Origin of the sequence: Nocardioides sp., from assembly GCF_041913365.1 — a bacterium.
GTDB lineage: Bacteria > Actinomycetota > Actinomycetes > Propionibacteriales > Nocardioidaceae > Nocardioides.
The window spans coordinates 160,621-186,653 of the sequence record NZ_JAYSFM010000007.1 but is presented as its reverse complement, the minus strand read 5'-3'; the positions used below and the strand labels follow the sequence as shown (position 1 = coordinate 186,653).

At 72.3% G+C, this 26,033-nt stretch carries 26 protein-coding genes; 14 read left to right on the top strand and 12 right to left on the bottom strand.

What is annotated here, in order from left to right; translation table 11 throughout:
* The first annotated feature begins 38 nt into the window (after nucleotides 1-38).
* Complete coding sequence (locus ACE3QY_RS16605) at nucleotides 39-1,220, top strand: pyridoxal phosphate-dependent aminotransferase (protein WP_374457153.1); 1,182 nt, start codon at nucleotides 39-41, stop codon at nucleotides 1,218-1,220.
* A 12-nt stretch (nucleotides 1,221-1,232) separates the two neighbouring features.
* On the opposite strand, the gene ACE3QY_RS16600 is transcribed toward ACE3QY_RS16605, so the two are convergent.
* Both ACE3QY_RS16600 and ACE3QY_RS16595 read right to left on the bottom strand, forming a co-directional pair.
* A complete protein-coding gene (locus ACE3QY_RS16600; RefSeq protein WP_374457152.1) occupies nucleotides 1,233-2,090 on the bottom strand; it encodes a hypothetical protein in 858 nt (285 codons plus the stop codon).
* Between the two features lie 31 nt (nucleotides 2,091-2,121).
* Nucleotides 2,122-3,198 (bottom strand): hypothetical protein, encoded by a 1,077-nt coding sequence (locus ACE3QY_RS16595; protein ID WP_374457151.1) that lies wholly within the window; start codon nucleotides 3,196-3,198, stop codon nucleotides 2,122-2,124.
* A gap of 156 nt (nucleotides 3,199-3,354) precedes the next feature.
* Between ACE3QY_RS16595 and ACE3QY_RS16590 the strand changes: the two genes are divergently transcribed.
* From ACE3QY_RS16590 to ACE3QY_RS16575, 4 genes are all read left to right on the top strand, one after another.
* Entirely contained in the window at nucleotides 3,355-4,251 is an 897-nt protein-coding gene (locus tag ACE3QY_RS16590) for an ABC transporter ATP-binding protein (protein ID WP_374457150.1), read from the top strand.
* Nucleotides 4,248-5,063 carry an ABC transporter permease gene (locus ACE3QY_RS16585; protein WP_374457149.1) on the top strand — a complete coding sequence of 272 codons (816 nt, stop codon included), beginning with the start codon at nucleotides 4,248-4,250 and terminating at the stop codon, nucleotides 5,061-5,063. The genes ACE3QY_RS16590 and ACE3QY_RS16585 overlap by 4 nt, the downstream gene beginning before the upstream one ends.
* A gap of 140 nt (nucleotides 5,064-5,203) precedes the next feature.
* Nucleotides 5,204-5,749, top strand: a complete 546-nt coding sequence (locus ACE3QY_RS16580) for a cysteine hydrolase family protein (RefSeq protein WP_374457148.1) — start codon at nucleotides 5,204-5,206, stop codon at nucleotides 5,747-5,749.
* Nucleotides 5,746-6,684 carry a PfkB family carbohydrate kinase gene (locus ACE3QY_RS16575; RefSeq protein ID WP_374457147.1) on the top strand — a complete coding sequence of 313 codons (939 nt, stop codon included), beginning with the start codon at nucleotides 5,746-5,748 and terminating at the stop codon, nucleotides 6,682-6,684. Before ACE3QY_RS16580 ends, ACE3QY_RS16575 begins: the two co-directional genes overlap by 4 nt.
* A gap of 17 nt (nucleotides 6,685-6,701) precedes the next feature.
* Here ACE3QY_RS16575 and ACE3QY_RS16570 read toward each other — a convergent pair whose 3' ends face one another.
* From ACE3QY_RS16570 to ACE3QY_RS16550, 5 genes are all read right to left on the bottom strand, one after another.
* Complete coding sequence (locus ACE3QY_RS16570; protein ID WP_374457146.1) at nucleotides 6,702-8,027, bottom strand: enolase C-terminal domain-like protein; 1,326 nt, start codon at nucleotides 8,025-8,027, stop codon at nucleotides 6,702-6,704.
* Nucleotides 8,024-9,505 carry an aldehyde dehydrogenase (NADP(+)) gene (locus ACE3QY_RS16565; RefSeq protein WP_374457145.1) on the bottom strand — a complete coding sequence of 494 codons (1,482 nt, stop codon included), beginning with the start codon at nucleotides 9,503-9,505 and terminating at the stop codon, nucleotides 8,024-8,026. Before ACE3QY_RS16565 ends, ACE3QY_RS16570 begins: the two co-directional genes overlap by 4 nt.
* Nucleotides 9,506-9,531: 26 nt before the next feature.
* The gene (gene kdgD, locus ACE3QY_RS16560; protein ID WP_374457144.1) at nucleotides 9,532-10,458 is read right to left on the bottom strand and encodes a 5-dehydro-4-deoxyglucarate dehydratase; all 927 of its coding nucleotides are present in this window, start codon (nucleotides 10,456-10,458) and stop codon (nucleotides 9,532-9,534) included.
* 125 nt (nucleotides 10,459-10,583) lie between these two features.
* Complete coding sequence (locus tag ACE3QY_RS16555; RefSeq protein ID WP_374457143.1) at nucleotides 10,584-11,465, bottom strand: hypothetical protein; 882 nt, start codon at nucleotides 11,463-11,465, stop codon at nucleotides 10,584-10,586.
* Entirely contained in the window at nucleotides 11,458-12,261 is an 804-nt protein-coding gene (locus ACE3QY_RS16550) for a hypothetical protein (protein WP_374457142.1), read from the bottom strand. The genes ACE3QY_RS16555 and ACE3QY_RS16550 overlap by 8 nt, the downstream gene beginning before the upstream one ends.
* A gap of 100 nt (nucleotides 12,262-12,361) precedes the next feature.
* Here ACE3QY_RS16550 and ACE3QY_RS16545 point away from each other — a divergent pair, with 100 nt between their 5' ends.
* Nucleotides 12,362-13,171, top strand: a complete 810-nt coding sequence (locus ACE3QY_RS16545) for an NAD-dependent epimerase/dehydratase family protein (RefSeq protein WP_374457141.1) — start codon at nucleotides 12,362-12,364, stop codon at nucleotides 13,169-13,171.
* Between the two features lie 124 nt (nucleotides 13,172-13,295).
* Nucleotides 13,296-13,760 (top strand): GNAT family N-acetyltransferase, encoded by a 465-nt coding sequence (locus ACE3QY_RS16540; RefSeq protein WP_374457140.1) that lies wholly within the window; start codon nucleotides 13,296-13,298, stop codon nucleotides 13,758-13,760.
* Here the strand turns inward: ACE3QY_RS16540 and ACE3QY_RS16535 are convergent.
* The 3 genes from ACE3QY_RS16535 to ACE3QY_RS16525 all read right to left on the bottom strand — a co-directional run bounded on the left by ACE3QY_RS16535 (nucleotide 13,732) and on the right by ACE3QY_RS16525 (nucleotide 17,974).
* Nucleotides 13,732-15,537 carry an ATP-binding protein gene (locus ACE3QY_RS16535; RefSeq protein ID WP_374457139.1) on the bottom strand — a complete coding sequence of 602 codons (1,806 nt, stop codon included), beginning with the start codon at nucleotides 15,535-15,537 and terminating at the stop codon, nucleotides 13,732-13,734. The genes ACE3QY_RS16540 and ACE3QY_RS16535 overlap by 29 nt on opposite strands.
* Before the next feature lie 99 nt (nucleotides 15,538-15,636).
* Nucleotides 15,637-17,013: an NAD(P)-binding protein gene (locus tag ACE3QY_RS16530; protein WP_374457138.1), complete on the bottom strand. Its 1,377-nt coding sequence runs from the start codon at nucleotides 17,011-17,013 to the stop codon at nucleotides 15,637-15,639.
* Between the two features lie 40 nt (nucleotides 17,014-17,053).
* Nucleotides 17,054-17,974, bottom strand: coding sequence for a LysR substrate-binding domain-containing protein (locus ACE3QY_RS16525; RefSeq protein ID WP_374457137.1), 921 nt, complete (start codon nucleotides 17,972-17,974; stop codon nucleotides 17,054-17,056).
* Nucleotides 17,975-18,087: 113 nt separating this feature from the next.
* On the opposite strand from ACE3QY_RS16525, the gene ACE3QY_RS16520 reads away from it, so the two are divergent.
* The 7 genes from ACE3QY_RS16520 (at nucleotide 18,088) to ACE3QY_RS16490 (ending at nucleotide 24,023) form a co-directional block, all read left to right on the top strand.
* Nucleotides 18,088-19,089, top strand: coding sequence for a Bug family tripartite tricarboxylate transporter substrate binding protein (locus ACE3QY_RS16520; RefSeq protein ID WP_374457136.1), 1,002 nt, complete (start codon nucleotides 18,088-18,090; stop codon nucleotides 19,087-19,089).
* Between the two features lie 44 nt (nucleotides 19,090-19,133).
* Nucleotides 19,134-19,679, top strand: coding sequence for a tripartite tricarboxylate transporter TctB family protein (locus ACE3QY_RS16515; RefSeq protein WP_374457135.1), 546 nt, complete (start codon nucleotides 19,134-19,136; stop codon nucleotides 19,677-19,679).
* A gap of 19 nt (nucleotides 19,680-19,698) precedes the next feature.
* Nucleotides 19,699-21,237 carry a tripartite tricarboxylate transporter permease gene (locus ACE3QY_RS16510; RefSeq protein WP_374457134.1) on the top strand — a complete coding sequence of 513 codons (1,539 nt, stop codon included), beginning with the start codon at nucleotides 19,699-19,701 and terminating at the stop codon, nucleotides 21,235-21,237.
* A complete protein-coding gene (locus ACE3QY_RS16505; protein WP_374457133.1) occupies nucleotides 21,234-21,629 on the top strand; it encodes a universal stress protein in 396 nt (131 codons plus the stop codon). The genes ACE3QY_RS16510 and ACE3QY_RS16505 overlap by 4 nt, the downstream gene beginning before the upstream one ends.
* Nucleotides 21,626-22,891: a glucarate dehydratase family protein gene (locus ACE3QY_RS16500; RefSeq protein ID WP_374457132.1), complete on the top strand. Its 1,266-nt coding sequence runs from the start codon at nucleotides 21,626-21,628 to the stop codon at nucleotides 22,889-22,891. Before ACE3QY_RS16505 ends, ACE3QY_RS16500 begins: the two co-directional genes overlap by 4 nt.
* Before the next feature lie 164 nt (nucleotides 22,892-23,055).
* The gene (locus ACE3QY_RS16495; RefSeq protein ID WP_374457131.1) at nucleotides 23,056-23,697 is read left to right on the top strand and encodes an SRPBCC family protein; all 642 of its coding nucleotides are present in this window, start codon (nucleotides 23,056-23,058) and stop codon (nucleotides 23,695-23,697) included.
* Nucleotides 23,697-24,023 (top strand): ArsR/SmtB family transcription factor, encoded by a 327-nt coding sequence (locus tag ACE3QY_RS16490; RefSeq protein WP_374457165.1) that lies wholly within the window; start codon nucleotides 23,697-23,699, stop codon nucleotides 24,021-24,023. Before ACE3QY_RS16495 ends, ACE3QY_RS16490 begins: the two co-directional genes overlap by 1 nt.
* A gap of 119 nt (nucleotides 24,024-24,142) precedes the next feature.
* Here the strand turns inward: ACE3QY_RS16490 and ACE3QY_RS16485 are convergent, their stop codons facing one another.
* The gene (locus tag ACE3QY_RS16485; protein ID WP_374457130.1) at nucleotides 24,143-24,817 is read right to left on the bottom strand and encodes a FadR/GntR family transcriptional regulator; all 675 of its coding nucleotides are present in this window, start codon (nucleotides 24,815-24,817) and stop codon (nucleotides 24,143-24,145) included.
* A complete protein-coding gene (locus ACE3QY_RS16480) occupies nucleotides 24,814-25,977 on the bottom strand; it encodes a mandelate racemase/muconate lactonizing enzyme family protein (RefSeq protein ID WP_374457129.1) in 1,164 nt (387 codons plus the stop codon). Before ACE3QY_RS16480 ends, ACE3QY_RS16485 begins: the two co-directional genes overlap by 4 nt.
* Between the last annotated feature and the right edge of the window lie 56 nt (nucleotides 25,978-26,033).

Here is a 26,033-nt window from a genome sequence, read left to right as displayed (position 1 = left end):
TCACCCGGCCGGGCGCCGCGCCTCGCTATGTTCGTGGGATGACCGACGTACGGCCTGCGAGGCGCCTGGCCCACATCCCGCCGACCGTCTTCAGCGAGATGTCCGCGCTGGCGGTGCGCACCGGTGCGCTCAACCTCGGGCAGGGCTTCCCCGACGTCGACGGACCGGCGTCGGTCATCGCGGCCGCCGAGGCGGCGCTGGAGCACGGGGCCAACCAGTACGCCCCCGGCATCGGCGTGCCTGCGCTGCGTGAGGCGATCGCCCGCCACCAGCAGCGCCACTACGGGCTGTCCCCCGACCCGGCCACCGAGGTCGTGGTCACCACCGGCTGCACGGAGGCGGTCGCCGCGGCCCTGCTCGGGCTCGTCGACCCCGGCGACGAGGTCGTGGTGCTGGAGCCCTACTACGACTCCTACGTCGCGATGCTCGAGATGTGCGGCGCCCGCCGCCGGCCCGTCCAGCTCCGGGCGCCGAGCTTCCGCCCCGACCTCGACGAGCTGCGCGCCGTCGTCACCCACGACACGAAGCTGATCCTGCTCAACACCCCGCACAACCCGACCGGCACCGTCCTCACCCGCGAGGAGCTGCAGGTCGTCGCCGACCTGGCGATCGAGCACGACGTGGTCGTGGTGACCGACGAGGTCTACGAGCACCTGGTCTTCGACGACGCCCTCTCCACCGAGGGGCACGTGCCGATCGCCACCCTGCCGGGGATGTGGGAGCGGACGCTGACCCTCTCCAGCGCGGGCAAGAGCTGGTCGTTCACCGGCTGGAAGGTCGGCTGGGCGACCGGTCCGGCACCGCTCGTCCGGGCCGTGCTCGCGGCCAAGCAGTGGCTCACCTTCACCTCCGGCTCACCGCTCCAGCCGGCGGTCGCGCACGCCCTCGACCACGAGCCCGACTGGCCGCGGACCCTGGCCCGCGACCTGCAGGCACGACGCGACGTCCTCTGCGACGGCCTCACCGCCGCCGGCCTCGCACCCCGCGTACCGGAGGGGACGTACTTCGCCACCACCGACATCAGCCACCTCGGCTGGGCCGACGGTCGCGAGTTCTGCCTCGCGCTGCCCGAGCGGGCGGGCGTGGTGGCGATCCCGACGCAGGGCTTCTACGACGATCCCGAGGCGGGCCGCCAGCTGGTGCGCTGGGCGTTCTGCAAGGTGCCCGACGTCATCCACGAGGGCGTACGCCGGCTCGCTGCCGCCGACCTCGCCCGCTGAGCGGCTGCCCGATCAGCGACCGGGGTAGTCCCGCGGCGGGTGCTCCTGGCCGTCCTGCCCGTCCTGGCCGGTCGGGTGGTCGGGGTCCTGGTGGGTCGGCGGGACCTGGCCGTAGGGGTTGGGCGAGCCGCCCGGCTGGTCCTGGGACGGCGCGCCGTAGGGGTTGCCGTAGGGGTTCGGGTAGTCGGTGCTGCCCGGCTGCTGCTGCGGCTGCTGCGGCTGCTGGTAGGGGTCCGGCGTGGTGCCGTAGCCGCCGTACGCGCCGGCCTGGTAGCCGGCCTGGTGGCCGGACGGGTCGCCCGGGTAGGCGGGGACGCGGTTGAACCAGGCGCCCGCGCCGCCGACGAACAGCAGCACGATCGTCGCCAGGCACGCGACGAGGGAGACGATCGAGACGCCGCCGCCGGCGAGCCCGATGAGCGAGAGGACCGCGGCGACCGAGGACGAGATGACGAGCAGGATGCGCGCCACGTTGGAGCGGCGCAGCACGAAGACCGCCAGGACGGCTGCGATGAGGCACCAGACCATCACGCCGAGCAGGACGACCACCAGCACGCCGACGGCCGCGTCGGCGTCGACGTTGGCCTCCTGGAACTCCGGCACCTTCTCCAGCTCGGCGATGAAGTCGTCGCGCGCGACGAGCAGCCCGAGGCCGCCCACCGCGAAGAGCGCCGCGGTGAGGCCTGAGAAGACGATCGCGATCCAGGCGGCCGCCGTCACGGTGCCGGGCCGCTGGTCACCGCTCCGGGTGGGCGCACCGCCGTAGGGCTGCTGGCCGTAGCCGTACGACTGGCCGTAGGAGTTGTCCTGTCCGGACGGGACGGGCTGGCCGTAGGGGTTCTGCGACGGGCCGGGCTGCTGCTCGCTCATGTGCCCATCTCACCATGCCGCCGGTTGCGGGTCAGCGCGGCTCGAGGGCGAACCAGCGCCGGACCTCGATGCGGCGCAGGCAGACGACGGTGGCGACGGCGGCGGCCGCGGGGATCAGCACGAGGACGGTGTTGAGCACGAAGACCAGGCAGCCGCCGGCGCTGAACGCGGCGGTGATCATCAGCGCGCGGCGCGCCCAGTCGCGCCGGGCCATGGCGAAGCCCGCGAAGACCAGCGCGGCGGCGCACCAGACCACGAACGCGCCGGCGTAGGCGTACACCGTGCCCTGCACCTGCTGGAGGGTCACCCCGTCGTCGAGCAGCTCGGGCTGCTGCTGCTCGAGCACACCCATCAGGAAGTCCGGGGAGAGCCCGGCGAGGGCGATCCAGAACAGCGACAGGGCGAGCAGGCCACCGGCCATCACCACGGTGAGCACGAAGGCGGCGACCATCGCGCCCGGCCGGGTGCGCAGCAGGACCTGGCGCTCCTGCCAGGACGGCGGCGGGCCCGGCGGGACGGGGACCGGTCGTGCGGCGGTCGAGGGCTGGGGCGTGCCGAACGGGCGCGGGGCCGGTGGCGGCTGCGCGGGGCCGGGATGGACGGACGGAGCCGGGCCGGCCTCGCCCGACGACGTACGGGTGGCGGGGTCGGGCTTCGTCACGGGCGCGGGCGGTGTCCACTTCCCCGTGGCGAACCACTCCCGCGACGGCATCATCCAGAGCATCGCGGCACCGGCGGCGACGAACGCCCCGGCGAGGCCGCCCGACGGGATGCCCGCGACGAACACCGGGACGGCGAAGATCGTGAGCCCGAGCCGGGCGGACCGGTCGGGCTTGCGGACGTACCAGCCGAGGATCGCGGTGGCGCACGCACCGACGGCCGCGACCAGCGCCGAGAGGCGCAGCAGCTCGCGGGTGCCGGCGGCGTCGAGGCCCAGGGAGGAGAACGGCGGCTCGGCGAGGAAGGTGTCGATGGCCTCCTGGGTCTCCAGCGACCCGAGCGAGGCGACCTGCTCCCAGGCGGTGATCAGCACCAGCACCGAGGCGAACATGACGATGCCCGACGCCAGGCTGACCTGGGGCGGACGCTGCTCGGTGGGCTTGCTCACCGGTCCATTGTCCCAAGCCCACCCCAATCCGTCCCGACAAGGGGGACGGTGGGGCGGCGAGGGGTCCGCTGGGGGGTTTCTCAGGGTCGCTCTCAGGGGCCGTCTCCGCGCTGTCCCCGATGCGCGCGGGCACAGGTCGAGGCGAGGGTTGGGCCCATGATCAGCGTCGAGTCCCTCACCAAGCAGTACGGCCCCTTCACGGCCGTCGACCACGTGTCCTTCACGGCCGCGACGGGCCGTGTCACCGGCTTCCTCGGCCCCAACGGTGCCGGCAAGTCCACCACCATGCGCGTCATGGTCGGCCTCACCCGTCCGTCCTCCGGCCGCGTCACCATCACCGGCCGCGACTACCGCGACCTCGTCAACCCCGGCCTGGAGGTCGGCGTCCTGCTGGACGCCTCCGCCCAGCACGCCGGTCGCACCGGCCGCGAGATCCTCGGCATCGCCGCGCACACCATGGGCCTGCCCAGGTCGCGCGTCGCCGAGACCCTCGCCCGGGTCGGCCTCACCGAGGACGAGGCCTCGCGCCGGGTCCGCGACTACTCGCTCGGCATGCGCCAGCGCCTCGGCATCGCGACCGCCCTCATCGGCGACCCCGAGGTGCTCATCCTCGACGAGCCGGCCAACGGCCTCGACCCGGCGGGCATCCGCTGGATGCGCGACCTGCTCCGCGGCTTCGCCGACGACGGCGGCACCGTGCTGCTGTCCTCGCACCTGCTCCACGAGATCGAGGTCATCGCCGACGACATCGTCGTCATCGGCCAGGGCCGGATCGTGGCCCAGGGCAGCAAGTCCGAGCTGCTGGCCGCCGCCGGCACCCTCGTCCGCACCACCGACGTCGACCGCCTCGCCCGTGCCCTGCACGAGGCGTCCGTCGTCACCACCCCGATCGACGGCGGCCTGCGCGTCGATGCCGACCCCGAGCTCGTGGGAGAGGCGGCACACCGTGCCGGCGTCGTCCTGCGCGAGCTGCGCGCCGCCGATGGCGCCGGCCTGGAGGAGATGTTCCTCGAGCTCACCGCCGAGACCGCTCGCGAAGGAGCAGCAGCATGACCACGACGACCCTGACGCCGACGACCGCCGTCGACGCCCCCGCCCGCCCCGCGCGGTCGGTCACCCCGATCCCGATGACCCGGCTGGTGAGCGTCGAGCTCCGCAAGATGTTCGACACCCGCGCCGGCTTCTGGCTGATGGCGAGCGTGGGCATCGTGGCCGTCCTCGCCACCGCCGCGGTCATCCTCTGGGCCCCCGACGCCGCGATCGACCAGGAGACCTTCTCCAGCGCCATCGGCTTCCCGCTGTCGGTGATCCTCCCGATCATCGGCCTGCTCTCGGTCACCAGCGAGTACAGCCAGCGCACCGGCCTCACGACGTACACGCTCGTCCCGTGGCGCGGCCGGGTGATCACGGCGAAGATGATCGTCACCCTGGCCATCGGCGTCGCCTCGATGTTCCTGGCGCTCGCCGTCGGCGCCGTCGGCAACCTGCTCGGCTCGGCGATCACCGGACTCGACCCCGTCTGGAACGTCTCCGTCCAGGAGTTCGGGCAGATCGTGCTGGCCAACGTCCTCGGCATGCTCATCGGCTTCACGCTCGGCGTGCTGATGCGCAGCTCGGCCGCCGCGATCGTGGGCTACTTCGTCTACTCCCTGGTGCTGCCCGCCGCCCTCGGCGCGCTGGCCGCCTTCCAGGAGTGGTTCGCCGACCTGCAGCCGTGGGTCGACGTCAACTACGCCACCACCCGCCTCTTCGACGAGACCATGACGGCGGAGTACTGGCAGCAGCTCGGCGTCACCACCCTCGTGTGGCTCTGGATCCCGCTGGCCATCGGCCTGCGCGCGGTCCTGCGTGCCGAGGTGAAGTAGTCCCCCTGCTTCGCTCGGCGAGTCGGCGGCTACCGGTCGGGGGACCGGTGGCCGCCGACGTCTGTGCGTCCGCGAGTCGAGTGCTGAACCGGTCGTCGTCGCCGCGGGCCTCCGCACTCGACTTCTGACAGGCTGGCGGCATGCATCCCGACGCCTGGTTGGTCGTGGTCGACCCGCAGCGGATCTTCGCCGACGGCGCGAGCCAGTGGGGCTCGCCGATGTTCCCCGACATCGTCGAGCCCGTACGCCGCCTCGCTGCCGCGGCCGGTGAGCGCACCGTCGTCACGCGCTGGGTGCCCGCCGAGGACCCGCAGGGCAGCTGGGCGGCGTACCTCGAGGCGTGGCCGTTCGCCGCCGTGCCCGAGGACGACCCGCTGCTCGAGGTGGTCCCCGAGCTCGCCGACCTCGGCAGCGAGGTCGTCTCGCTGCCGACCTTCGGCAAGTGGGGCTACGCGCTCCAGGCGGTCACCGGGCCCACGCCCCACCTCGTCCTGGCCGGTGTCTCCACCGACTGCTGCGTCATCTCCACGGCGCTCGCCGCGGCCGACGCCGGCGCGACGATCACCGTGGTGACCGACGCCTGCGCCGGCTCGACGCCGGAGAACCACCGGGCCGCGATGGACGTGATGGCGCTCTACCCACCGCAGATCACGCTCGCCACCACCGACGAGGTCCTCGCGACGTGAGCCGGGTGATCCACACCGGCCAGGCGCTGGTCGACGTGGTCGTCGAGGTGCCCGACCTCCCGGCCCGCGGCCAGAACGTGATGGCCGCCTCGGCCACCGACTACGCGGGCGGCACGGTCACCGTGCTGGCCGCGGCGGCGCGGTTCGGCGCCGAGTGCGTGCAGGCCGGGACGATCGGCACGGGACCGCACGGCGACCTGATCCGTGCGGCCCTCGCCGCCGAGGGGATCGGGGTGTCCGCACCCCCGGTCGAGGGCCTGGACACCGGCATCTGCGTGGTGATGGTGGAGCCCAGCGCGGAGCGCACGTTCGTCACCACCCTGGGCGCCGAGCGGCAGGTCAGCGTCGACTCGCTGGCCACGTCCCGGCCGCGGGCCGGCGACCTGGTGTGCGTCACCGGCTTCTCGCTGGCCCTGCCGAGCACCCGCGACCCGCTGCTCGCGTGGCTGCCGACGCTCGGCCCCGATGTGGTCGTCGTGCTCGACCCGGGGGCTGCGTTCGCCGGGCTCCCCGAGGACGTGCGGGCCGCCATGCTCGAGGTCACCGACGTGTGGTCAAGCAACGCCGAGGAGGCGGAGGACGTCCTGCGCGCCGTCGGCCACGAGCCGCCGACCGACCTCGCGGACCTGACCACCGCCGTCGCTCCCCTGCTCCGCGGCGACGCGGTCGCGATCGTCCGCGACGGCCCGGAGGGGTGTGCGGTCCGCGTCGGGAGCGAGACGACGTACGTCCCGGGGTTCCCGCAGAAGCCGGTCGACACCAACGGCGCGGGCGACACCCACACCGGTGCGCTGCTCGCCGAGGTGGCAGCAGGGACGCCGTGGGTGGAGGGCTGCCGGCGCGCCAACGCCGCGGCCGCGATCAAGGTGACCAGGCGCGGGCCGGAGTCGGCGCCGACGAGGGCCGAGGTCGACGACTTCCTCGCCTCCCGCTGATCGGATACGTCATGGGCTCAGCGGACGAGGCAGGGCCGCTTCGGGTCGAAGGTCCACTCGGGCACGAGGTACTGCATGGCGACGGCGTCGTCGCGGGCGCCGAGGCCATGCTCGAGGTAGAGCTCGTGCGCCTCGGCCAGCCGTTCCCGGTCGAGCGTGACGCCGAGCCCGGGGGTCGTCGGCACCTCGATCGCCCCGTCGCGGATCTCGAGCGGCTGGGTCGTCAGGCCCTGGCCGTCCTGCCAGATCCAGTGCGTGTCGAGCGCGGTGATCTCGCCAGGCGCCGCGGCGCCGACCTGGGTGAACATCGCCAGCGAGACGTCGAAGTGGTTGTTGGAGTGCGAGCCCCACGTCAGGCCGAAGTCGTGGCAGAGCTGGGCGACGCGGACCGAGCCGGCCATCGTCCAGAAGTGCGGGTCGGCGAGCGGGATGTCGACGGCGTTGGTGCGCACCGCGTCGGCCATCTGGCGCCAGTCGGTGGCGACCATGTTGGTGGCCGTGCGCAGGCCGGTGCGGCGCTTGAACTGCGCCATCACCTCGCGGCCGGAGTAGCCGCCCTCGGCGCCGCAGGGGTCCTCGGCGTACGCCAGCACGTCGTCCGTGCCCTGGAGCAGGCGGACGGCGTCCTCGAGCAGCCAGCCGCCGTTGGGGTCGAGGGTGATGCGTGCGTCTGGGAAGCGCTCGTGCAGCGCGGTGACGGCCGCGACCTCCTCCTCGCCGGGCAGCACGCCGCCCTTGAGCTTGAAGTCGGCGAAGCCGTAGCGGGCCTGCGCGGCCTCGGCGAGGCGGACGACGGCCTCAGGGGTCATCGCCTCCTCGCGTCGGACCTTCTCCCAGTCGTCGGCACCGTCGTGCTCGCGGAGGTAGGGCAGGTCGGTGCGGTCGGGGTCGCCGACGTAGAACAGGTAGCCCAGCATCGGCACGCTGTCGCGCTGCTGGCCCTCGCCGAGCAGCTCCGCGACGGGTACGCCGAGCGCCTGGCCCGACAGGTCGAGCAGGGCGGACTCCAGCGCGGTCACCGCGTGGATGGTGGTGCGGAGGTCGAAGGTCTGGAGCCCACGACCGCCGGCGTCGCGGTCGGCGAAACGGGTCGACACCGCGCGCAGCAGCGACCGGAACTTCGCGACCGGGTGGCCGACGAGGACGGCTCCCGCGTCCTCGATGGTCGCCCTGATCGCCTCGCCGCCCGGCACCTCGCCGAGGCCGGTGCGGCCCTCGGAGTCGGTGACGATCGCGATGTTGCGGGTGAAGAACGGCCCGTGCGCGCCGGACAGGTTGAGCAGCATCGAGTCGTGGCCGGCGACGGGCACGACCTCGACGGCGGCGATGGTGGTCGTGGTCATTCCAGCTCCCCGTCGACGCGGCGCCGCAGGCCCCACGGGTTGTCGTCGCGGACGGCTTCCGGGAGGAGCCCTGCCGGCACGTCCTGGTAGGCGACCGGGCGCTGGAACCGCTCGATGGCGAGGCTGCCGACGCTGGTGCTGCGGGAGTCGGAGGTGGCCGGGAAGGGGCCGCCGTGGACCATTGCGTGCCCGACCTCGACGCCGGTCGGCCAGCCGTTGAACAGGATCCGGCCGGCCTTGTTCTCGAGCACCGGGAGCAGCGCGCCGGCGGCCTCGGTGTCGGCATCGGTCGCGTGGACCGTCGCGGTGAGCTGGCCCTCGAGGCCCTCGAGCCGCGGCAGCAGGTCGGCGACGTCGTCGAAGCGGACGACCACGCCCGAGGCGCCGAACACCTCGTCGGTGACCGGGTGCTCGAGGGCGGAGGTCTCCACGACCTGGGGCGCCGGGGCGAGGTCGCCGGCGGCGGAGCCCTGCGCGACGACACGTACGCCGGTGACGTCGCGCAGCGTGGCGGTGCCGGAGCGGTAGGCCTCGGCGATGCCGGGGGTGAGCATCGTCTGCCCGGTCGCCCCGGCGACCGCCTCGCCGGCGGCACGGAGGAAGGCGTCGCCCTGCTCGCCGGACGGCAGGAACAGCAGGCCGGGGTTGGTGCAGAACTGGCCGGAGCCCAGCGTCAGGCTGCCGACGTACGCCGTGGCGAGCGCCGCGACGTCGCCCTCGAGCGCGCCGGGCAGGACCACGACGGGGTTGATCGAGGACATCTCGGCGTAGACCGGGATCGGCACCGGGCGGGCGGCCGCGGCCTGGACGAGGGCGAGGCCGCCGCCGCGCGATCCGGTGAAGCCGACGGCCGTGATGCGGGGGTCGGCGACGAGCTCCTGGCCGGTCTCGATGCCACCGAGGACGAACGAGAACACCCCGGCGGGGAGGCCGGACTTCTCGACGGCGCGGGTGATCGCGCGGGCCACGAGGGTGCCGGTGACCGGGTGCGCGGGGTGGCCCTTCACGACGACCGGGCAGCCGGCGGCGAGCGCGGAGGCGGTGTCGCCGCCGGCGGTCGAGAAGGCGAGCGGGAAGTTGCTCGCCCCGAACACGGCGACCGGGCCCAGCGGCACCATCCGCTGACGGATGTCGGCGCGCGGGAGGGGCGCGCGGTCCGGCTGCGCCGGGTCGATGCGTACGCCGAGGTGGTCGCCCTGGCGTACGACATTGGCGAACATCCGCAGCTGGCCGGTCGTGCGGCCCACCTCGCCGGTGATCCGGCCCTCGGGCAGGCCGCTCTCGCGGACCGCCTCGGGGATGATCGCGTCCTTGTCGGCCTCGATCTCGGCGGCGACGGCGTCCAGGAACGCGGCGCGCTCCTCGGGCGTGGTCGCCCGGTAGGCGCCGAACGCCTCGGCGGCCGCGGCGGTGGCTGCGGCGACGTCGGGCTGCTCGGAGTCGGCGCCGGCGATGATCGAGGTGGCTGCGTCAGTCATGGGTTCCTCTCGTCCGTCCGTCCGGGTCAGGCCTTCGAGCCTGCCACCTTGTCCACGAGCGTCTGCAGCTCGTCGCGCTCGGCCTGGGTGAGGTCGGAGAGCGGCGGGCGGACCGGGCCGGCCGGGCGACCGACGGCGGCGAGGCCGGCCTTGACGATCGAGACGGCGTAGCCGGACTCACGGTCGCGGATCTTGGTGTAGGGGATCACGAAGTCGTTGAGCATCGCGTAGACGGCTGCCTGGTCCTGGCGGCGCACGGCGCTGTAGAAGTCGAGGGCGAACTGCGGCACGAAGTTGAAGATCGCCGAGCTGTAGGTCGTCACGCCGAGCTGGAGCAGCGGCAGCGCGAACATCTCCGCGGTCGGCAGCCCGCCGACGTAGACCAGCCGGTCACCGAGCTGGGCGTAGGTCCGGGTCATCTGCTCGATCGAGCCGACACCGTCCTTGAAGCCGACGAGGTTGTCGTTGCGCTGGCACGCCTGCTCGAGCGCGTCGGCGCCGAGGACTGCGTTGGCGCGCGAGTAGTAGATGACGCCGAGGTCGGTCGCGGCGCAGACCGCGCTGACGTGCTCGACGAGACCGCGCTGGCCGGCCTCGGTGAGGTACGGCGGCATCAGCAGGATGCCGTCGGCACCGGCCTCCTCGGCCGCCCGGACCTGCGCGACAGCGTTGACCGTCGACCCCGTCGCGGGCGCCAGCACCGGCACCTTGCCGCCGGCGCCGGCGATGGCGGCGCGCACCACACGGTCGGTCTCCTCGGGGTTGAGGGAGAAGCCCTCGCCCGTGCCGCCGGCGGCGAAGAGGCCTGCGACGGGGTAGCCGCTGAGCCACTCGAGGTGCGCGCGGTAGGCCGGCTCGTCGAACTGCAGGTCCGCGTCGAAGTGGGTCACCGGGAACGACAGCAGGCCGCTACCCAGGGTCTCGACAAGCTCGGTCGGGCTGTAGTTCGTCACGCTGGCGTCCTTCGGGTTCGTGGCGGTCGGTGTGGCGGTGCTCACCAACCTAGGAAGCCGCGACGATGCCTGTCCAAGCCCGTTTCTGGATCGAGTGATGCGCCTGATGCATGCACACGCGCGCGCTAGGAGTGGTAGAAGTGGGCCACCAGCCGGTCGAGGTCGTGCGTCGTTTGCTCGCCCTGAGCGTCGAAGGTGGCGAACTGGTTGGCCCAGTAGGCCTTCAGGACATCAGAGGCGCCCACGTCCAGGACAATTGCGCACGCCTTGGCGTTGAGCGTCGGAAACTGGTCGTAGTGCGACAACACGAGAGTCTGCTGGTCCAGTCGGACGGCGGCATACATCAGGCGCGGGTAGAACCGGACCGACACCCGGGCCGGGTCCGTCGCCAGGCTCCTGGCCATCTTCACACTCCCGGCAATCCGCTCTTGAAGTGTCGGGACATTGATGTCATACGCGCGCGCGAGGTCCGAGAGCCGCTCCCGCTCCGAGTCGCTGACGACGGGGTCGCCGGGGTCCCCAGGATCCGGGAGGTAGAGATTGATCGTCGCGCCTGCCTTCGCCGCCGCCCCGATGCTCGCGTTGTTCCTGTCCAGAAAGCTGCTCGAGAAGTTCATGACGATGTCGATCCGGTGGGCCGACTCCAGCAAGGACCTCCAGTCCGCCTCGGAGATCGTGGACCAGTCCGGGTAGAAGGCCGTGACGCCCCCCAAGGGACTTATTGCCTCCCGGATGTCCTGCGTCTGGCGGTCCAGGAGCTCCTGGACGTCCTCGAGAGGACCCCGGCGCAGGTACTGGTTGTACGCCAGGATCACGAAGAAGATGGCCAGGGCGGCGATGGCATTCGGAAGGCTCGCTTCCCAGAGGTCGGAGGCCGACCGGTCGGGCAAGAACAGGTAGAGCAACGTCAGCAGCACGAGGGCCAGCAGAGCGACGAGCCACTCGTACCGCCTCAGACGCTGCTTGGCATCATCAGTGGCGGTGGGCGGCTGCGACCGGCTACTCATGGCGCATCATCTCCGACAGAGCCTGGGCGTTGTTCGTAAAATGCCGTACGCCGAGCCCTTCCGCCATTGCGCGGATCCTGGCGACACGATCGTCGTCGAGAATGCGTACGCGCTCGAGCGGGAGCGGCGACCACCCCACCGCGGTCGCATGTCTGTGCTCGCTGATGACCAACCCTGGCTCCATGAGCTCCGCCTCGTCCTCCGTGGCGTACAACGGCCCTGTCACGAGCCCTGTCGCCCCCGCATCCCTCGCCCCCGAGATGATCTGCGCCACCTCGTCGTCGCCCACTTTCGGGAGGATCGGCCGCAGGGCGACGACGAACGGGACGCCGGCCGACGCCAAGAGGTCTCGCGCGCCATCGAGCCGCGACTGCGGGTGCGGTGTCCCCGCCTCCAGCACGGCAGCAGAGTCCCAGCACGACATGGAGACGTTGAGGGACACGCCTGCCCCGGTGGCCTGGTGCGCGGAGGCCAGCACCGCGGCAGCCCTCTCGGAGATGCGTGCCTTGGTGGAGACGTTGATGTGTCGCCCGGTGGCCGCGAGGCCCGGCAGCAGCGCACGCATGGCCCCCAGGGAGGCGACCGGATCGCCGTCGTACCCCAGCTGGATGACGTCGAAGCTGCTGGGGTCGAGCGTGTGCACCGCGTCGACGATGGAGGCCGGGTCGATGGGTGCCGATGGCTCGATCTCGGGCGCGTAGCAGTAGCCACATCGATAGGGGCACGGCACCCCGATGGGCACCAGCACCCGGCGGTCCCGCACCTGGAGTGGGTACGACAGGACTGATCGCGGCATGGCCACCCCCTCCCCATGAACTCCCTGCGAATTCTACGTCCGGGATCGGCTCCGCCGGGTGGCCGCGCTGGATGGCAGCGCTGGCACATACCCTTCCCCCGTGAGCCCGGATGTCCTCCTCGTCGGTGCCGGCGACCTCGGCGCGGCGGTCGGCCTCCGGCTCGCCGACCTCGGCCACGACGTGCTCGCGCTGCGCCGCAACGCCGCGCTGGTGCCACCGCCGCTTCACGGCCGCTCGGTCGACCTGACCGCGGGGACGCCCGACCTGTCCGACGTGCGCCCACGCCTCGTGGTCGTCGCGCTCACCGCGCGGCCGAGGACGGAGGAGGCCTACCGGGCGACGTACGTCGAGGGGATGGCGCGGGCGCTCGACGCGCTGCAGGTGCCGCCGGAGCGCGCGGTGCTGGTCTCCTCGACGGCCGTCCACGGCGGCAGCGACCTGCCCGGGCTTCAGGACGAGACGACGCCGGTCGCGCCCTCGGACGGACCCGGGCGTCAGCTGGTCGCGGCCGAGGAAGCGTTCCACCAGCGGCTGCCGCACGGCACGGTGCTCCGCCTCTCCGGGCTGTACGGCGGCGCCAGCACGCGGCTGCTCGACCAGGTCCGCGAGGGCCGGGTCACCGACCCCCACCGCTGGACCAACCGGATCCACCGCAAGGACGCCTCCGCCGCGGTCGTCCATCTCCTGACCATGGCCGAGGAGCCCGAGCGGCTCTACCTCGGCACCGACGACCTACCGGCCCAGATGGGCGACGTCGCCGCCTTCATCGCCGAGCAGCTCGGAGCACCCGCTCCCCCACCCGCCGACCCGTCGCAGGGTCACGGGAAGCGGCTCTCCAACGCCCGGCTCCGCTCGACCGGCTGGGTGCCGACGAGGCCGAGCTACCGCGAGGGGTACGCCGGCCTCTGACCAGGTCTCGATACGCCTCGCTCGTTCCTCGCTCGGCTACTCGACCACCTGGGGCAGACAGGTGGTCGAGTAGCACGCGAGCGCCAGCGAGCGGCGTATCGAGACCCCTGAGAACATTGGCCCCGTGACGATCACCCGCGCCGACTTCGGCGACCCGCGGCTGGCGGCGTTCCTGCAGGCGCACCTCGACGACATGGAGCCGACGGCGCCGGCGGAGAGCCGGCACGCGCTCGACCTGTCCGGTCTCGACCAGCCGCACGTGCGGATGTGGGTGGTCACCGACGCGGACGGGATCGCCGGCACGGCGGCCCTCGCCAACCTGGGCGGAGGGCACGAGGAGCTCAAGAGCATGCGCACCGAGCCGCGGGCGCGTGGTCGCGGGGTGGCGTCGGGGCTGCTGGCGCACGCCCTGGCCGACGCCCGGGCCCGCGGGGTCACGCGGGTGTCGCTCGAGACGGGCAGCATGGCGTTCTTCGAGCCGGCGCGCCGGCTCTACGCCGCCGCGGGCTTCGTGCCGTGCGGGCCGTTCGGGTCCTACGTCGAGGATCCGAACAGCACGTTCATGACGTTGGCGCTGCTGCCCGGCTGAACTCGTCGTCGTCGTACGACGGCAGGGTGACCGTCACGGTCGTGCCCTTGCCGAACTCGGAGGCGAGCACCACGTTGCCGGAGTGCCGCTTCACGATGCGGTCGACGATCGCCAGCCCGAGGCCGGTGCCCGGTCGGGCGAGCGCGTCGGGGTTGGTGGACCGGAAGAACTCGCGGAACAGCTGGCGCTGGTCGGCCTCGGTGATGCCGATGCCGGAGTCCTGGAAGGCGATGCGCACGTCGTCGCCCTCCTGGGCGAGCTCGGCGGTGATCACGCCACCGTCGTGGGAGTACTTGATCGCGTTGCTGGCGAGGTTGGCCAGCATCCGGTGCAGCTCCTCGGGGCGGCCGGAGACGACCACCGGCTCGTCGGGCACGACGATGTCGCACGTCTGGCCCTTGGCGACCGCGGCGTGGTGGCACTCCTCGGCGACGTCGAGCAGGGTCTGCCGCACGTCGACGCGCTCGGGGATGAACTCGTGGAGCGGGTCGGCCACCTGGGCGACGTTGAGGAGGTCCTCGATGACGGCCTGCATCCGGGAGGCGGCGCGGTTGGCAGCGGCCACCGAGTGCTGGTCGTCCTCGCCGAGGCTCTGGACGTCGAGCATCTCGAGGTTGGCGGTCATCGAGAAGAGCGGGGTGCGCAGCTCGTGGCCGAGCGTGTTGACCAGCTCGAGCCGGTAGCCGTCCATCAGCCGGAGACGGTCGGCGATGGCGCGCTCGCGCTCGAGCTGGCGGGCGTTGGCCACGGCGCGACCGAGGTCGCGGCCGATGTCGAGGGCCGCGTCGCACTCGACCTGGCTCCACTCGCGCTCGCCCGGCGCGCGGGTGAGGCACAGGAAGCCCATGCACTCCGGCCCCGCACCCAGCGGCACGAACAGCACCGAGCCGATGCCGAGGCCGTCGAGGAAGGCGAGCAGGCGCTCGGCGTCCTCGGCCGGCAGGCCGGGCTGCTGCGCGCCGCGCGGCGAGAAGGGGGCGACGTACTGGTCGGCCCAGTAGCGGTGGGCGAGCCGGATCACGACGTCGTCGACCTCGGAGAACAGCGGGTCGACCCCGCCGCTGCCCTCGGCGTACCAGACGGTCGAGTAGCCGCCCTCGTCGTCGAAGGCGGTCAGCCACATGCCGAGCGCGTCGAAGCAGTGCACGAGCGTCGAGCGGCAGGCCTCGATGACCTGGCTCAGCGACGGCTCACCCAGGGCCTGGCGGACGATCTCGCGCGCCTGGGTGGTGATGCGCACGCGCTCGGCGAGCTCCTCGCGCTCGAGCGCCAGGGAGACCAGGGTGCGCGCCACACCGGCGTACTTCTGCAGCAGCTCCAGCTGGTCGGGACCGGGCCGGCGACCGTCGCGCGGCTCGTCGACGGAGAGCAGGCCGCGGATGACTCCGTCCTCGTCGCGGACCGGTGAGGTGAGGGCGTCGAGCGGGTGCCAGGCGTCGGGACCCTCGACCTCGCTGACCTCGGGGATGAAGCTGTGCTCGATCAGCTCCTCCATCGCCCGCTCGTGCGGGACGAAGAGCCACGCCCCCCACTCGTCGGCGTTGGCCAGCTCGCCCTCGACCATGTGCGCCGGCAGGCGCCGGCCCATGATCGTCTCGGCCAGGCCCTCACCCGCGCACGCGACCACCTCGAACTCGTCGTCGCGGCGCAGGCTGATCGCGGCCTGCTCGAAACCGGCGAGCACCGCGACGCCCTCGACCAGCGCCTGGAGGTGTTGGCGCGTCTGGTCGTCGGACCACGGTTGGTCCGTGGTCCGAGCCTCACCTGCGTCCTGCACCTGCACCCCCGTGCATCGGCGTCTTTGTCGGGGCCACCTTCTCAGGTAAAGGACGATCGTGGGGACGGTCTTCGCGAAGTCGCGGAGTTCACAGGTCCTTCACAGGCGCGCTGCCGCCACGAACTCGTGCGCCCGCGCCATCCCCGGGCCCGAGTACTCCGCCAGCCGCGCGCGGGCCGCGTCCAGCGCCGGCGACGGCGGGTAGCCGGCCGGCACGCGGGCGGGGTAGAGCGCGATCGAGTCGGCCCACGCCTTGACGTCGGGCGCGCTCGTGAACGCCGCCGTGGCACGGCTGCCGAGGAGGTTCATCTCGACCCAGTCGGCGAGCGTGTTGCCGTAGTGGCTCGGCAGGCACAGCCGGTTCTTCTCCGCGTCGTCGTCGCGGGTCGCCTCGACGTAGCCGATGAGGGCCGCGCCGAAGCACGGGAAGCCCGCCCGGATCGGCTGCAGCGTGATGACGTCGGGGCCCCAGACCGGCACCAGCGGCGGCATCTGCAGGCCGCTGGCCGCGCAGTGCACGACCAGCGCGTCGTCGGCGATCGTGGCCGTGCCGCCGTCCATGACGAGCCTGCCGCGCTCGGCCGACCGCACGTGCCCGAGGCGTACGACGTCCTCGACCGTCCGCAGCAGGTCGACCTCCCACTGCGCGATCGTCGGCGCGCGGGCCATCGTCGGGGTGAGGGTCCGGTCGATGCGGAGCATCACCCCGGCGTCCTCCATCCGGAGGAACATGTCGTCGAGGGACGAGGCACGGGCCGCGGACTCCCACACGTCGGCGGCCATGCCAAGGAAGATCGCCGGGTCGGGCTGGACCACGGCGCGGTTGAACATCCACGGCTCACGCGGGCGCACCCACCGGATCGCACCGGGGTCGACGTCGCGCTGGAGCAGCCAGACGATCGCGTCGGTGGCGGTCTTGCCGGAGCCCACGACGACGTACTGGCTCGGGGAGTCCTCGAGCCGGGCCAGGTCGTTGACCGGCACCACGCGCGCGCCGTCGACCGCGAAGGGCGGCGGCACCTCGGCCGGGATCGTCGGCGCGAGGTAGTGGGCGTCGACGACCCGGCACCGGTCCGGCACGGCCTGCCGCTCGCCGGTCGCCAGCGAGACCACCTCACCGTCGGCGTACTCGCTGCCGGGGAGGAAGCGCACGCGGCCGGTGGCCTCGAGACGGGCCAGCGCGTGCTCGTAGTAGTCGATGATCTCGGGCTGCGACGCCCGCTCCTGCAACCCCTTCTCCGGGCCGCTCTCCTGCAGGTGCCCGCCGCCGAGCAGCGTCGACGGAACGCCGTAGAACGCGGACGACTGGTGGAGCCGGACGAACGGGTAGGCCTCGCGCCAGTGCCCGCCCGGCCCGTCCCGGCGGTCGACGATCACGACCCGCGCGTCGGAGTGGTCGACCAGCGCATCGGCGAACGCCAGGCCGGTCGCGCCCGCGCCGACGACGAGGTGGTCGGCGTCGAGGATGGCGGTCACAGGTCAACGATGGCACCGCCGCGCTCCCGCGGCTACCGCGTCAGCGCCCGGACCGGTCCACCCGGGTCACCACGTCCAGCACCCGGCGTACGACCGGGGTGACGGCCTGGCGCGACCAGATCGCGTGCAGCTCGACCGGCCGCTCCGGGTCGGCGTCGACGCGGGTGTCGCCGCCGTGATGAGCGAGCTCCTTGAAGACGACGCCGTCGACGTGGAGCGACGCAGCGGAGGCGGGCGCCAGAGTGAGGCCGCGCTCGGCGGAGACGAGCAGCATCGCAGTGAGGACCTGGTGCACGCGCTGGTCGATCTTGGGGTGCGCGTTGGCGAAGAAGCGCACGGACAGCTCGTGGAAGTAGCGCGACTGGTCGGGGTTGTAGCCGATCACCGTCTCGCCGTCGAAGTCCTCGGCCGAGAGCGGGTGGCCGGCGGCGGCGAGGGGGTGGCGCTCGGGCACCACGGCCATCAGCGGCTCGCGCAGCACCACCCGGGAGCGCAGCAGCGAGGTGTCGAACGGCGGCCGGGCGAGGCCGATGTCGAGCTCGCCGCGGCGGATCCCCTCGACCTGGTCGTTGGTGACCCGCTCGGAGAGCACCACCTCGACGTCGGGCAGCTCCGCGGTGAGCCGGCGCAGCAGCGGACCGAGGATCGAGATCGCCGAGACGGCCGTGAACCCCAGGCGTACGACGCCGGCCGCGCCCGCGTCGACGCGGCGGGCGAGGTCGCCGGCGCCCTCCACCAGGTTGAGCAGCCGGTAGGCCTCGTCGAGGAACGCCCGGCCCGCGCCGGTCAGCTCCACGCGACGGTTGTCGCGCTCGAGCAGGCGCGCGCCAACGGACTTCTCCAGCTTCTGGATCTGGCGCGACAGCGGCGGCTGGGTCATCTGGAGCCGCTCGGCGGCGCGCCCGAAGTGCAGCTCCTCGGCCACCGCGACGAAGGAGCGGACCTGGTCGAGGGTGATCACCGGCCGAGGGTACGATGCACGAGATGGATCAGTCCATGCACGATCGGGCTTGGACCGGCATCGTCGTGCAAACCTAGTGTCGGTGGTCACACCCCGAGACCAGGAGCCACCAGATGCGCAAGCAGACCCTCAGCCTCGCGGCCCTCGCCACCGGCGCGGCCCTCGCCCTCTCCGCCTGCGGCGGCGTGCAGACCACTGCGGGCGGCGGCAGCGACAGCGGCGACTACCCCACCGGCGCGGTCGACATGCCGGTCGGCGCGTCCGCCGGCGGCTCCTCCGACCTGATCAGCCGCCAGATCTCGCGCGGGCTCTCCGAGGAGCTCGGCGGCTCCTTCCCGGTGATCAACCGCGAGGGCGCCAACGGCGCGCTCGCCGCCGCCGAGGTCGCCAAGGCCCCGGCCGACGGCTCGACGATCTCGGTGCAGAACGCCTCGCTCTTCGCGATCACCCCGCTCGCCGTGCCCGAGGACCAGGTCACCAGCATCGACGACTTCGACGTGGTCCAGGGCGTCTCCCGCGACGACTACGTCCTCGTCGCCAGCAAGGGCTCCGGCTACACGTCCATCGACGACTTCAAGGACGCCGACGGCAAGATCACCTACGGCACCACCGGTGTCGGCACCGGCGCCCAGCTCGCCTGCGCGCTCACCTTCAACATCGACAAGACGCCGTCGGAGGCCATCCCGTTCGACGGCGGCGCCCCCGCCCTCACCGCCCTCCTCGGCGACCAGGTCGACACCGCCTGCCTGCAGGTCGGCGAGGCCATCGAGAACATCCGCTCCGGCAAGATCGTCCCGATCGTGGTCTTCGGCCCCGAGCGCGTGGAGTTCCTCCCGGACGTGCCCACGGCGCAGGAGTCGGGCCTCGACGTCGAGGTCGCGCAGTACCGCTTCATGACCGTCCCGAAGGGCACCCCGCAGGACGTCCAGGACACGATCGCCGACGCCATGCAGGCGACGTTCGAGACCTCGGAGTACCAGGACTTCAACGAGCAGAACAACCTCACCCCGATGGAGATCACGGGCGACGAGGTCGTCGCCCAGCTCGAGGAGGACAAGCAGCGCTACGCCGACCTCGTCGAGCAGTACGGCATCGACCTCGGCGACGCCAGCTGACCCCGGGGCTCCCCCACCCCTCACCGCACTGAGACGAGACCACCATGAGCGAGACCGCACCCCGCCAGGACTCCGCCCAGGACCACGACATCCTGGCCGAGCTCCAGGCCGAGGTCGCCCAGGACCTGGCCGACGAGCGGCCCCCCGCCGGCGGACCGGCGTACCAGCTGGTCTCCTCGCTCGTCGTGCTGGTGCTCGGTGCCGCGGCGGCCGTCCTCGCGTACGGCTACGGGCTCGGGTCGCTCCGGCGGCCCGGGCCCGGGCTGTGGCCCTTCGTCGTCTCGGTCCTCATCGTCGCGCTCGGGCTCGTGCTGCTCCTCCGCGGCCGCGGCCTGGACGACGCGGAGAAGTTCACCCGGTCAAGCCTGCTGGTCGTGATCGGCGGCGCGACCTTCCTCGCCCTCGGCGTGCTGCTGCCCGTCGTCGGCTTCGAGATCCCCGCCGTCCTGCTCGGCATCGTCTGGCTCCGCTTCCTCGGAGGCGAGTCCTGGCGCAGCACGATCGTCATCTCGGTCCTCACGACCGTGGCGTTCTACCTGCTGTTCCTCTACGCCCTCTCGATCCCGCTGCCCCACCTGATCGCCTTCTGAGCGGCAGAGGAGAACCCCCATGGACCTCAGCGCCTTCCTCGACGGCTTCAGTGTCGTCACCCAGCCCGGCAACCTGCTCTACTGCCTGATCGGCGTCGTCGTCGGCATGCTCATCGGCGTGCTCCCGGGCCTCGGCCCGGCCGCGACGATGGCCATCCTGCTGCCGATCGTCTACAACGCCCACGACCCGGTCGCGGCGATCATCATGCTCGCCGGCATCTACTACGGAGCCCAGTACGGCGGCACGATCACGTCGGTCCTGCTGCGGATCCCCGGTGAGGCGAGCTCCGTCGTCACGGTGTTCGACGGGTTCGCCCTGGCCAAGCAGGGCAAGGCCGGCACCGCCCTCGGCATCGCGGCCATCGGCTCCTTCGTCGGAGCCACCATCTCGATCATCGGCCTGACCCTGCTCGGCCCGGTCGTCGCTGGCTTCGCCCTCGACTTCGGGTCCCCGGAGTACTTCGCGCTCGCCCTGCTCGGCGTGCTGCTGGTCGCGACGATCGGCAACGGCAACACCCTCAAGGCCCTCGCAGCCGCCGCGGTCGGCCTGCTCCTCGCCACCGTCGGCAGCGACACCTTCACCAGCGCCGACCGCTTCACCTTCGGCAGCCTCAACCTCGAGGGCGGCATCGACTTCGTCGTCGTCGCGATGGGCCTCTTCGGCGTCGGCGAGATCCTCTACAACCTCGAGGAGCGGCACGGGAAGCCGCACGTGCCCGCCGCGATCGCCAACATCTGGCCCTCCCGCAAGGACCTCACGGAGGCCGGCCCCGCGATCGGCCGCGGCTCGGTCATCGGCTTCGTGCTCGGCGTGCTGCCGGGCGGCGGCGCGGTCATGGCCAGCCTGGCGGCGTACGCCGCGGAGAAGAAGGTCGCCAAGAAGCCCGAGCGCTTCGGCCGTGGCGCCATCGAGGGCGTCGCCGCGCCGGAGTCGGCCAACAACGCCGCCGCCACGTCGTCGTTCATCCCGCTGCTGACCATCGGCATCCCGGCCAACGCGTCCATGGCGATGCTCTACGCCGCGCTCCTGGTCGTCGGCGTGACGCCCGGCCCGCAGCTCATCGACGAGCGCCCCGACCTCTTCTGGGGCGTCATCAACTCGATGTACATCGGCAACCTGATCCTGCTGCTGCTGAGCATCCCGCTGGTCGGCGTCTTCGTCCGCATCCTGCGCGTGCGGCCCGCGATCCTCGCGCCGATCACCGCGCTCATCACGATCCTGGGCGTCTACACGATCAACAACTCGGTCTTCGACATCTTCGTGATGATCGTCTTCGGCATCATCGGCTACCTGATGAAGAAGACCGGCTTCGAGCCCGGCCCGCTGGTCCTCGCCTTCGTGCTCGGGTCGCTGATCGAGTCGAGCTTCCGCCGCTCGATGCTGATCTTCGACGGCGACGCGACCGGCTTCGTGACCCGCCCGATCTCCGGCACCATCCTCGCCTTCGTCGTCCTGGTCATCGTGTTCCCGCTGCTCAGGAAGGCCTTCCGTCGAGGCACCCACCCCACCGAGGCGAACGCCTCCGAGACCGTCCAGCGAGAGGACTCCCTGCGATGACCGTCCTGATCGGCTACGTCCCCACCCCCGTCGGCGAGGCCGCGCTCGAGGCCGGGCTGGAGGAGGCGAAGGCCCACGGCGACGAGGTCGTGATCCTCAACAGCCCGCGGCGCCGCAGCACCGTGGACGGCGAGCTCATCAGCGAGACCGCTGCCGACGAGCTGGTCGCGCGCGCGGCCTCGGCCGGCGTCACCGCCCGCGTCGACCAGTCCGACCACGGCGACGACATCGTCGAGACCTTCACCAAGGTCGCGGCCTCTGTCGGCGCCCGCCTGGTGGTGATCGGCCTGCGACGTCGCTCGCCGGTCGGCAAGCTCGTCACGGGCAGCGACGCCCAGCGGCTGCTGCTCGACCTCGACGTGCCGATCCTCGCCGTGAAGCCCGCGAAGTGAGTGGTTCGCGGATCTCGCGGGTCGTCGTCACGCCCGTCGCGTTCGAGGACCCGCCGCTGCTCAACGTGGTCGGCGTGCACCAGCCCTACGCCCTGCGTGCGATCGTCGAGCTGCACGCCGACTCCGGCCTGCTCGGACTGGGTGAGACGTACGCCGACGAGGCGCACCTCGCGCGACTGGACGCGGTCGCAGCCGTCCTGCCCGGCCACGACCCGTACGACCTGAACGGCCTGCGCCGCGTGGTCACCGACGTGCTCGGTCGCGAGACCGGCGGGGGCGGTGCGTCCTTCGGCGGGATGCTCGACGTGGACTCCGCCGTCGACACCGTCTACTCCCCCTTCGAGGTCGCCTGCCTCGACCTGCAGGGGCACGAGGCCGGCGTGCCGGTGAGCTCGCTGCTCGGTGGCGCCGTCCGCGACCAGGTGCCGTTCAGCGGCTACCTCTTCTACAAGTGGGCCGGCCACCCCGGCTTCGCCGACGACCCGTGGGGTGAGGCGCTCACGCCCGACCAGCTCGTCACGCAGGCGCACCGCATGGTCGACGGGTGGGGCTTCGGCTCGCTCAAGCTCAAGGGCGGGGTCTTCCACCCCGACGAGGAGTGCGAGGCGATCGAGGCGCTGCGCGACGCCTTCCCCGACCTGCCGCTGCGGCTCGACCCCAATGGCGCGTGGACTCCGGGGACGTCGCTGAAGGTGGCAGCGCGACTGGCCGGCGTGGTCGAGTACCTCGAGGACCCGACCCCCGGCATCCCCGGCATGGCCGAGGTGTCCGCCGGCACCGACGTGCCGCTCGCGACGAACATGTGCGTCATCGCGATGGAGCACCTGCCGCCCGCGATCGCCCAGGACGCCGTCCAGGTCGTGCTGTCCGACCACCACCTCTGGGGCGGGCTGAGGAAGTCGGCGCTGCTCGGCCAGATCACCGAGGTCTGGGGCCTGGGGCTGTCGATGCACAGCAACTCCCACCTCGGCGTCTCGCTCGCCGCGATGGTCCACCTCGCCGCCGCCACGACCAACCTGACGTACGCCTGCGACACCCACTACCCGTGGAAGACCCAGGACGTCATCGCCGACGGCGCGCTGTCGTTCGTCGACGGCTCCGTCGCCGTGCCGACGACGCCCGGGCTCGGCGTCACGCTCGACCGCGACCGGCTCGGCGAGCTGCACGAGCTCTACCTCTCCTGCGGCGTACGCCGTCGCGAGGACACCGTCTACATGCGCTCGATCCAGCCCGACTTCGAGGTCAACACCTCCCGCTGGTGACCGGGCACTTCCTCCCCGTCCCGCGCACCGACCGGGCAGTTCCTCCCCGTCCCGTTTCGGGCATCGGGAGGAAGTGCCCGGTCAGCAGTCCGGACGGGGATGAAGTGCCCGGTCAGCATCATTCGTTCTTGACTTATATTAGTCTTTCGTGAAACTCTCGGCGCATGTTCGACGTAGCCAAGCACCTGGGCGCGGTCACCCGCGCCGTCGAGGACAGCACCCACGAGGGCACGCCCGTCAAGGTCGTGGTCGCCTCCCGCACCTACCCCACCGACGTCGACGACCTCTGGCAGGCCGTCACCGACCCCGAGCGCATCCCGCGCTGGTTCGCCCCGGTGTCCGGCGACCTCCGGCTCGGCGGCCGCTTCCAGGTCGAGGGCAACGCCGGCGGCGAGGTCACCGCCTGCGACGAGCCGAAGCACTTCGCCATCACCTGGGAGTTCGGCGGCGACACGTCGTGGGTCGACGTCCACCTCGAGGAGGCGTCCGACGGTGCCACGCTGACCCTGCGCCACGCGGCCGACGTGCGGGACAACCCGCACATGGCGACGTACGGGCCCGGCGCGGTCGGCGTCGGCTGGGAGCTCGGGCTGATGGGCCTCGCCGAGCACCTCGCGAGCGGTACGACGATCCCGCACGAGGAGGTCGAGGGCTGGGGCGCGTCGGCGGAGGGCCAGTCCTTCATGAGCGGCTCCGCGTCGCGGTGGGGCGAGGCCGACGCCGCGACCTCGGGCGCCCCGGAGGCCTCGCGCGCCGCGGCCGCCCGGACGGCCGCGTTCTACACCGGCGCCGAGCCGCCTGCGTGATGCACGCCTTCGACGTCCTCGGCGACCCCGTACGCCGTCGCATCCTCGAGCTGCTCGCCGACGGCGAGACGAGCGCTGGCGACGTGGCAGCGGTCATGGGTGGCGAGTTCGGGATCAGCCAGCCCGCCGTCAGCCAGCACCTGCGGGTCCTGCGCGACAACGGCTTCGCCACCGTGCGCGCTGAGGGCACCCGCCGCCTCTACGCCGTCGACCCGACCGGCCTGCAGGAGGTCGACGCCTGGGTCGAGCAGTTCCGCGTCTTCTGGGACCGCAAGCTCGACGCCCTCGGCACCGAGATCGCCCGCGGCAAGAAGGCCCGCCGCTGACCGGGCACTTCGTTCCCGTCAGCACCATCCACCGGGCACTTCGTCCCCGTCCCGCCTCGGGCACGGGGAGGAAGTGCCCGGTCAGCAGTCAGGACGGGGAGGAAGTGCCCGGTCAGCGCTCACGTGACGCGGCGGCGGGTGTTGCCGAGGTGGAGGCGCATGGCGGCCCGGGCGGTCTCCACGTCGCCGGCGAGGACGGCGGCGGCGACGTTGTCGTGCTCGCGCTGGACCCGCTCGACGTGGGTCGCGTCGGTCATGGAGTAGGCCTCGTTGAGGCGGGTCCGCGGCAGCATGATCATCATCGGGCCGAGGGAGCCGAGCAGGTCGATGTAGAACCGGTTGCCGGTCGCCCGGGCGATGGCGAGGTGGAAGGCGAAGTCGGCCTCGACGGCGCCCTCGTGACCCGCCCGCACGAAGCCCTCCATCGCCGACTCGATCGCCTCGACGTCGGACGGACCGTGGTGGCGCGCCGCCAGCGCGGCCGCCTCGCTCTCGACGCCGATCCGGAAGTCGAGCATCGCCATCACGTCGGCGTGGGTGCGGATCGCGGACGACTCGACGCTGAACGACGACGCCTCGGGCACCGCGAGCACGAAGGACCCGCGACCCTGCTGGGTCTCGACGAGGCCCTCGGCCCGGAGCCGGGTGACCGCCTCCCGCACGACGGTGCGCGAGACGGCGTACTCCTCGATGAGCTCGGCCTCCGAGGGCAGCTTGGCGCCCGGGGCGAGGTCGCCGGCCAGGATCTTGTCCTTGAGGCCGGCGACCACCGCCGCGGAGAGAGTCGAGGTCACGCGCCGAAGGTAGCGGTCTCCACGGTGAGCTCGCGCATGCGCTCGGTCAGCGTGAAGCCCAGCCCGGGGCGGTCCGGCACGAAGATGTGGCCGTCGCGGATCTCGATGCGCTCCTCGAAGAGCGGGTTGAGCCACTCGAAGTGCTCGACCCACGGCTCGGTGGGGTACGTCGCTGCGAGGTGCAGGTGGATCTCCATCGCGTAGTGCGGCGCGAGGTCGAGGCGGTGGTGGGCCGCCAGCGTCGCGAACCGCAGGAACGGCGTGATGCCGCCGATGCGCGGGGCGTCGGGCTGCACGATGCCGCGGTAGCCGGCGTTGACCAGGCCCATGTGCTCGTCGACCGAGGTCAGCATCTCGCCGGTGGCGATCGGGGTGTCGAAGGTCTGCGACAGGTCGGCGTGGCCGACGTGGTCCCACGCGTCGAGGGGCTCCTCGATCCAGACCAGGTCGAACTGCTCGAGCTCGCGGCACATCCGGCGGGCGCGGGCGCGGTCCCACTGCTGGTTGGCGTCGACCATGAACGGGCCGTCGCCGAGGTGCTCGCGCAGCGCGGCGACGCGGCGGAGGTCCTCGCGCCAGTCGGGCTGGCCGACCTTGATCTTGATGCCGCCGATGCCGGACTCGATCGAGGCGGTGGCCTTCTCCTTGATCTCCTCGACCGAGGCCTGGAGGAAGCCGCCGGAGGTGTTGTAGACGCGGCACGAGTCGCGGTGCGCGCCGAGCAGCTTGGCCAGCGGCAGGCCGGCGCGGCGGGCCTTGAGGTCGTAGAGCGCGACGTCGAGCGCGGCGACGGCCTGGGTGGCGACGCCCGAGCGGCCGACCGAGGCACCGGCCCACATCAGCGACTCGTAGATCTTCGCGATGTCGCTCGGGTCCTGCCCGATCGCGACGTCGACGACCTCCTTGAGGTGGGCGTACTGCGCCTTGCCGCCCGCGCGCTTGGAGTAGCTGAAGCCCATGCCCTCGAAGCCCTGCTCGGTGGTCAGCTCGACGAAGAGCATCACCGTCTCGGTCAGCGGCTTCTGCCGGCCGGTGAGCACCTTGGCGTCGCTCACCGGGTTGGGCAGCGGCAGCACCACGTGCGACAGCTTCACGCTGCGGATGCGGTCACCGGTGCTGGTGGCGGGAGCGGCGACGGGCGGGGTCAGGGTCTGCGTCATGGGGGTTCCTCGGGTCGTCACGAACTTATATGATGAGTGTGCAACTCATTACACAA

Excerpts from the sequence above, each read along its gene's own strand:
- ACE3QY_RS16605 (WP_374457153.1), top strand. The coding sequence starts at position 39 with ATGACCGACGTACGGCCTGCGAGGCGCCTGGCCCACATCCCGCCGACC.
- ACE3QY_RS16600 (WP_374457152.1), bottom strand. The coding sequence starts at position 2,090 with ATGAGCGAGCAGCAGCCCGGCCCGTCGCAGAACCCCTACGGCCAGCCC.
- ACE3QY_RS16590 (WP_374457150.1), top strand. The coding sequence starts at position 3,355 with ATGATCAGCGTCGAGTCCCTCACCAAGCAGTACGGCCCCTTCACGGCC.
- ACE3QY_RS16585 (WP_374457149.1), top strand. The coding sequence starts at position 4,248 with ATGACCACGACGACCCTGACGCCGACGACCGCCGTCGACGCCCCCGCC.
- ACE3QY_RS16580 (WP_374457148.1), top strand. The coding sequence starts at position 5,204 with ATGCATCCCGACGCCTGGTTGGTCGTGGTCGACCCGCAGCGGATCTTC.
- ACE3QY_RS16570 (WP_374457146.1), bottom strand. The coding sequence starts at position 8,027 with ATGACCACGACCACCATCGCCGCCGTCGAGGTCGTGCCCGTCGCCGGC.
- ACE3QY_RS16565 (WP_374457145.1), bottom strand. The coding sequence starts at position 9,505 with ATGACTGACGCAGCCACCTCGATCATCGCCGGCGCCGACTCCGAGCAG.
- ACE3QY_RS16555 (WP_374457143.1), bottom strand. The coding sequence starts at position 11,465 with ATGAGTAGCCGGTCGCAGCCGCCCACCGCCACTGATGATGCCAAGCAG.
- ACE3QY_RS16550 (WP_374457142.1), bottom strand. The coding sequence starts at position 12,261 with ATGCCGCGATCAGTCCTGTCGTACCCACTCCAGGTGCGGGACCGCCGG.
- ACE3QY_RS16520 (WP_374457136.1), top strand. The coding sequence starts at position 18,088 with ATGCGCAAGCAGACCCTCAGCCTCGCGGCCCTCGCCACCGGCGCGGCC.
- ACE3QY_RS16515 (WP_374457135.1), top strand. The coding sequence starts at position 19,134 with ATGAGCGAGACCGCACCCCGCCAGGACTCCGCCCAGGACCACGACATC.
- ACE3QY_RS16510 (WP_374457134.1), top strand. The coding sequence starts at position 19,699 with ATGGACCTCAGCGCCTTCCTCGACGGCTTCAGTGTCGTCACCCAGCCC.
- ACE3QY_RS16505 (WP_374457133.1), top strand. The coding sequence starts at position 21,234 with ATGACCGTCCTGATCGGCTACGTCCCCACCCCCGTCGGCGAGGCCGCG.
- ACE3QY_RS16495 (WP_374457131.1), top strand. The coding sequence starts at position 23,056 with ATGTTCGACGTAGCCAAGCACCTGGGCGCGGTCACCCGCGCCGTCGAG.
- ACE3QY_RS16490 (WP_374457165.1), top strand. The coding sequence starts at position 23,697 with ATGCACGCCTTCGACGTCCTCGGCGACCCCGTACGCCGTCGCATCCTC.
- ACE3QY_RS16480 (WP_374457129.1), bottom strand. The coding sequence starts at position 25,977 with ATGACGCAGACCCTGACCCCGCCCGTCGCCGCTCCCGCCACCAGCACC.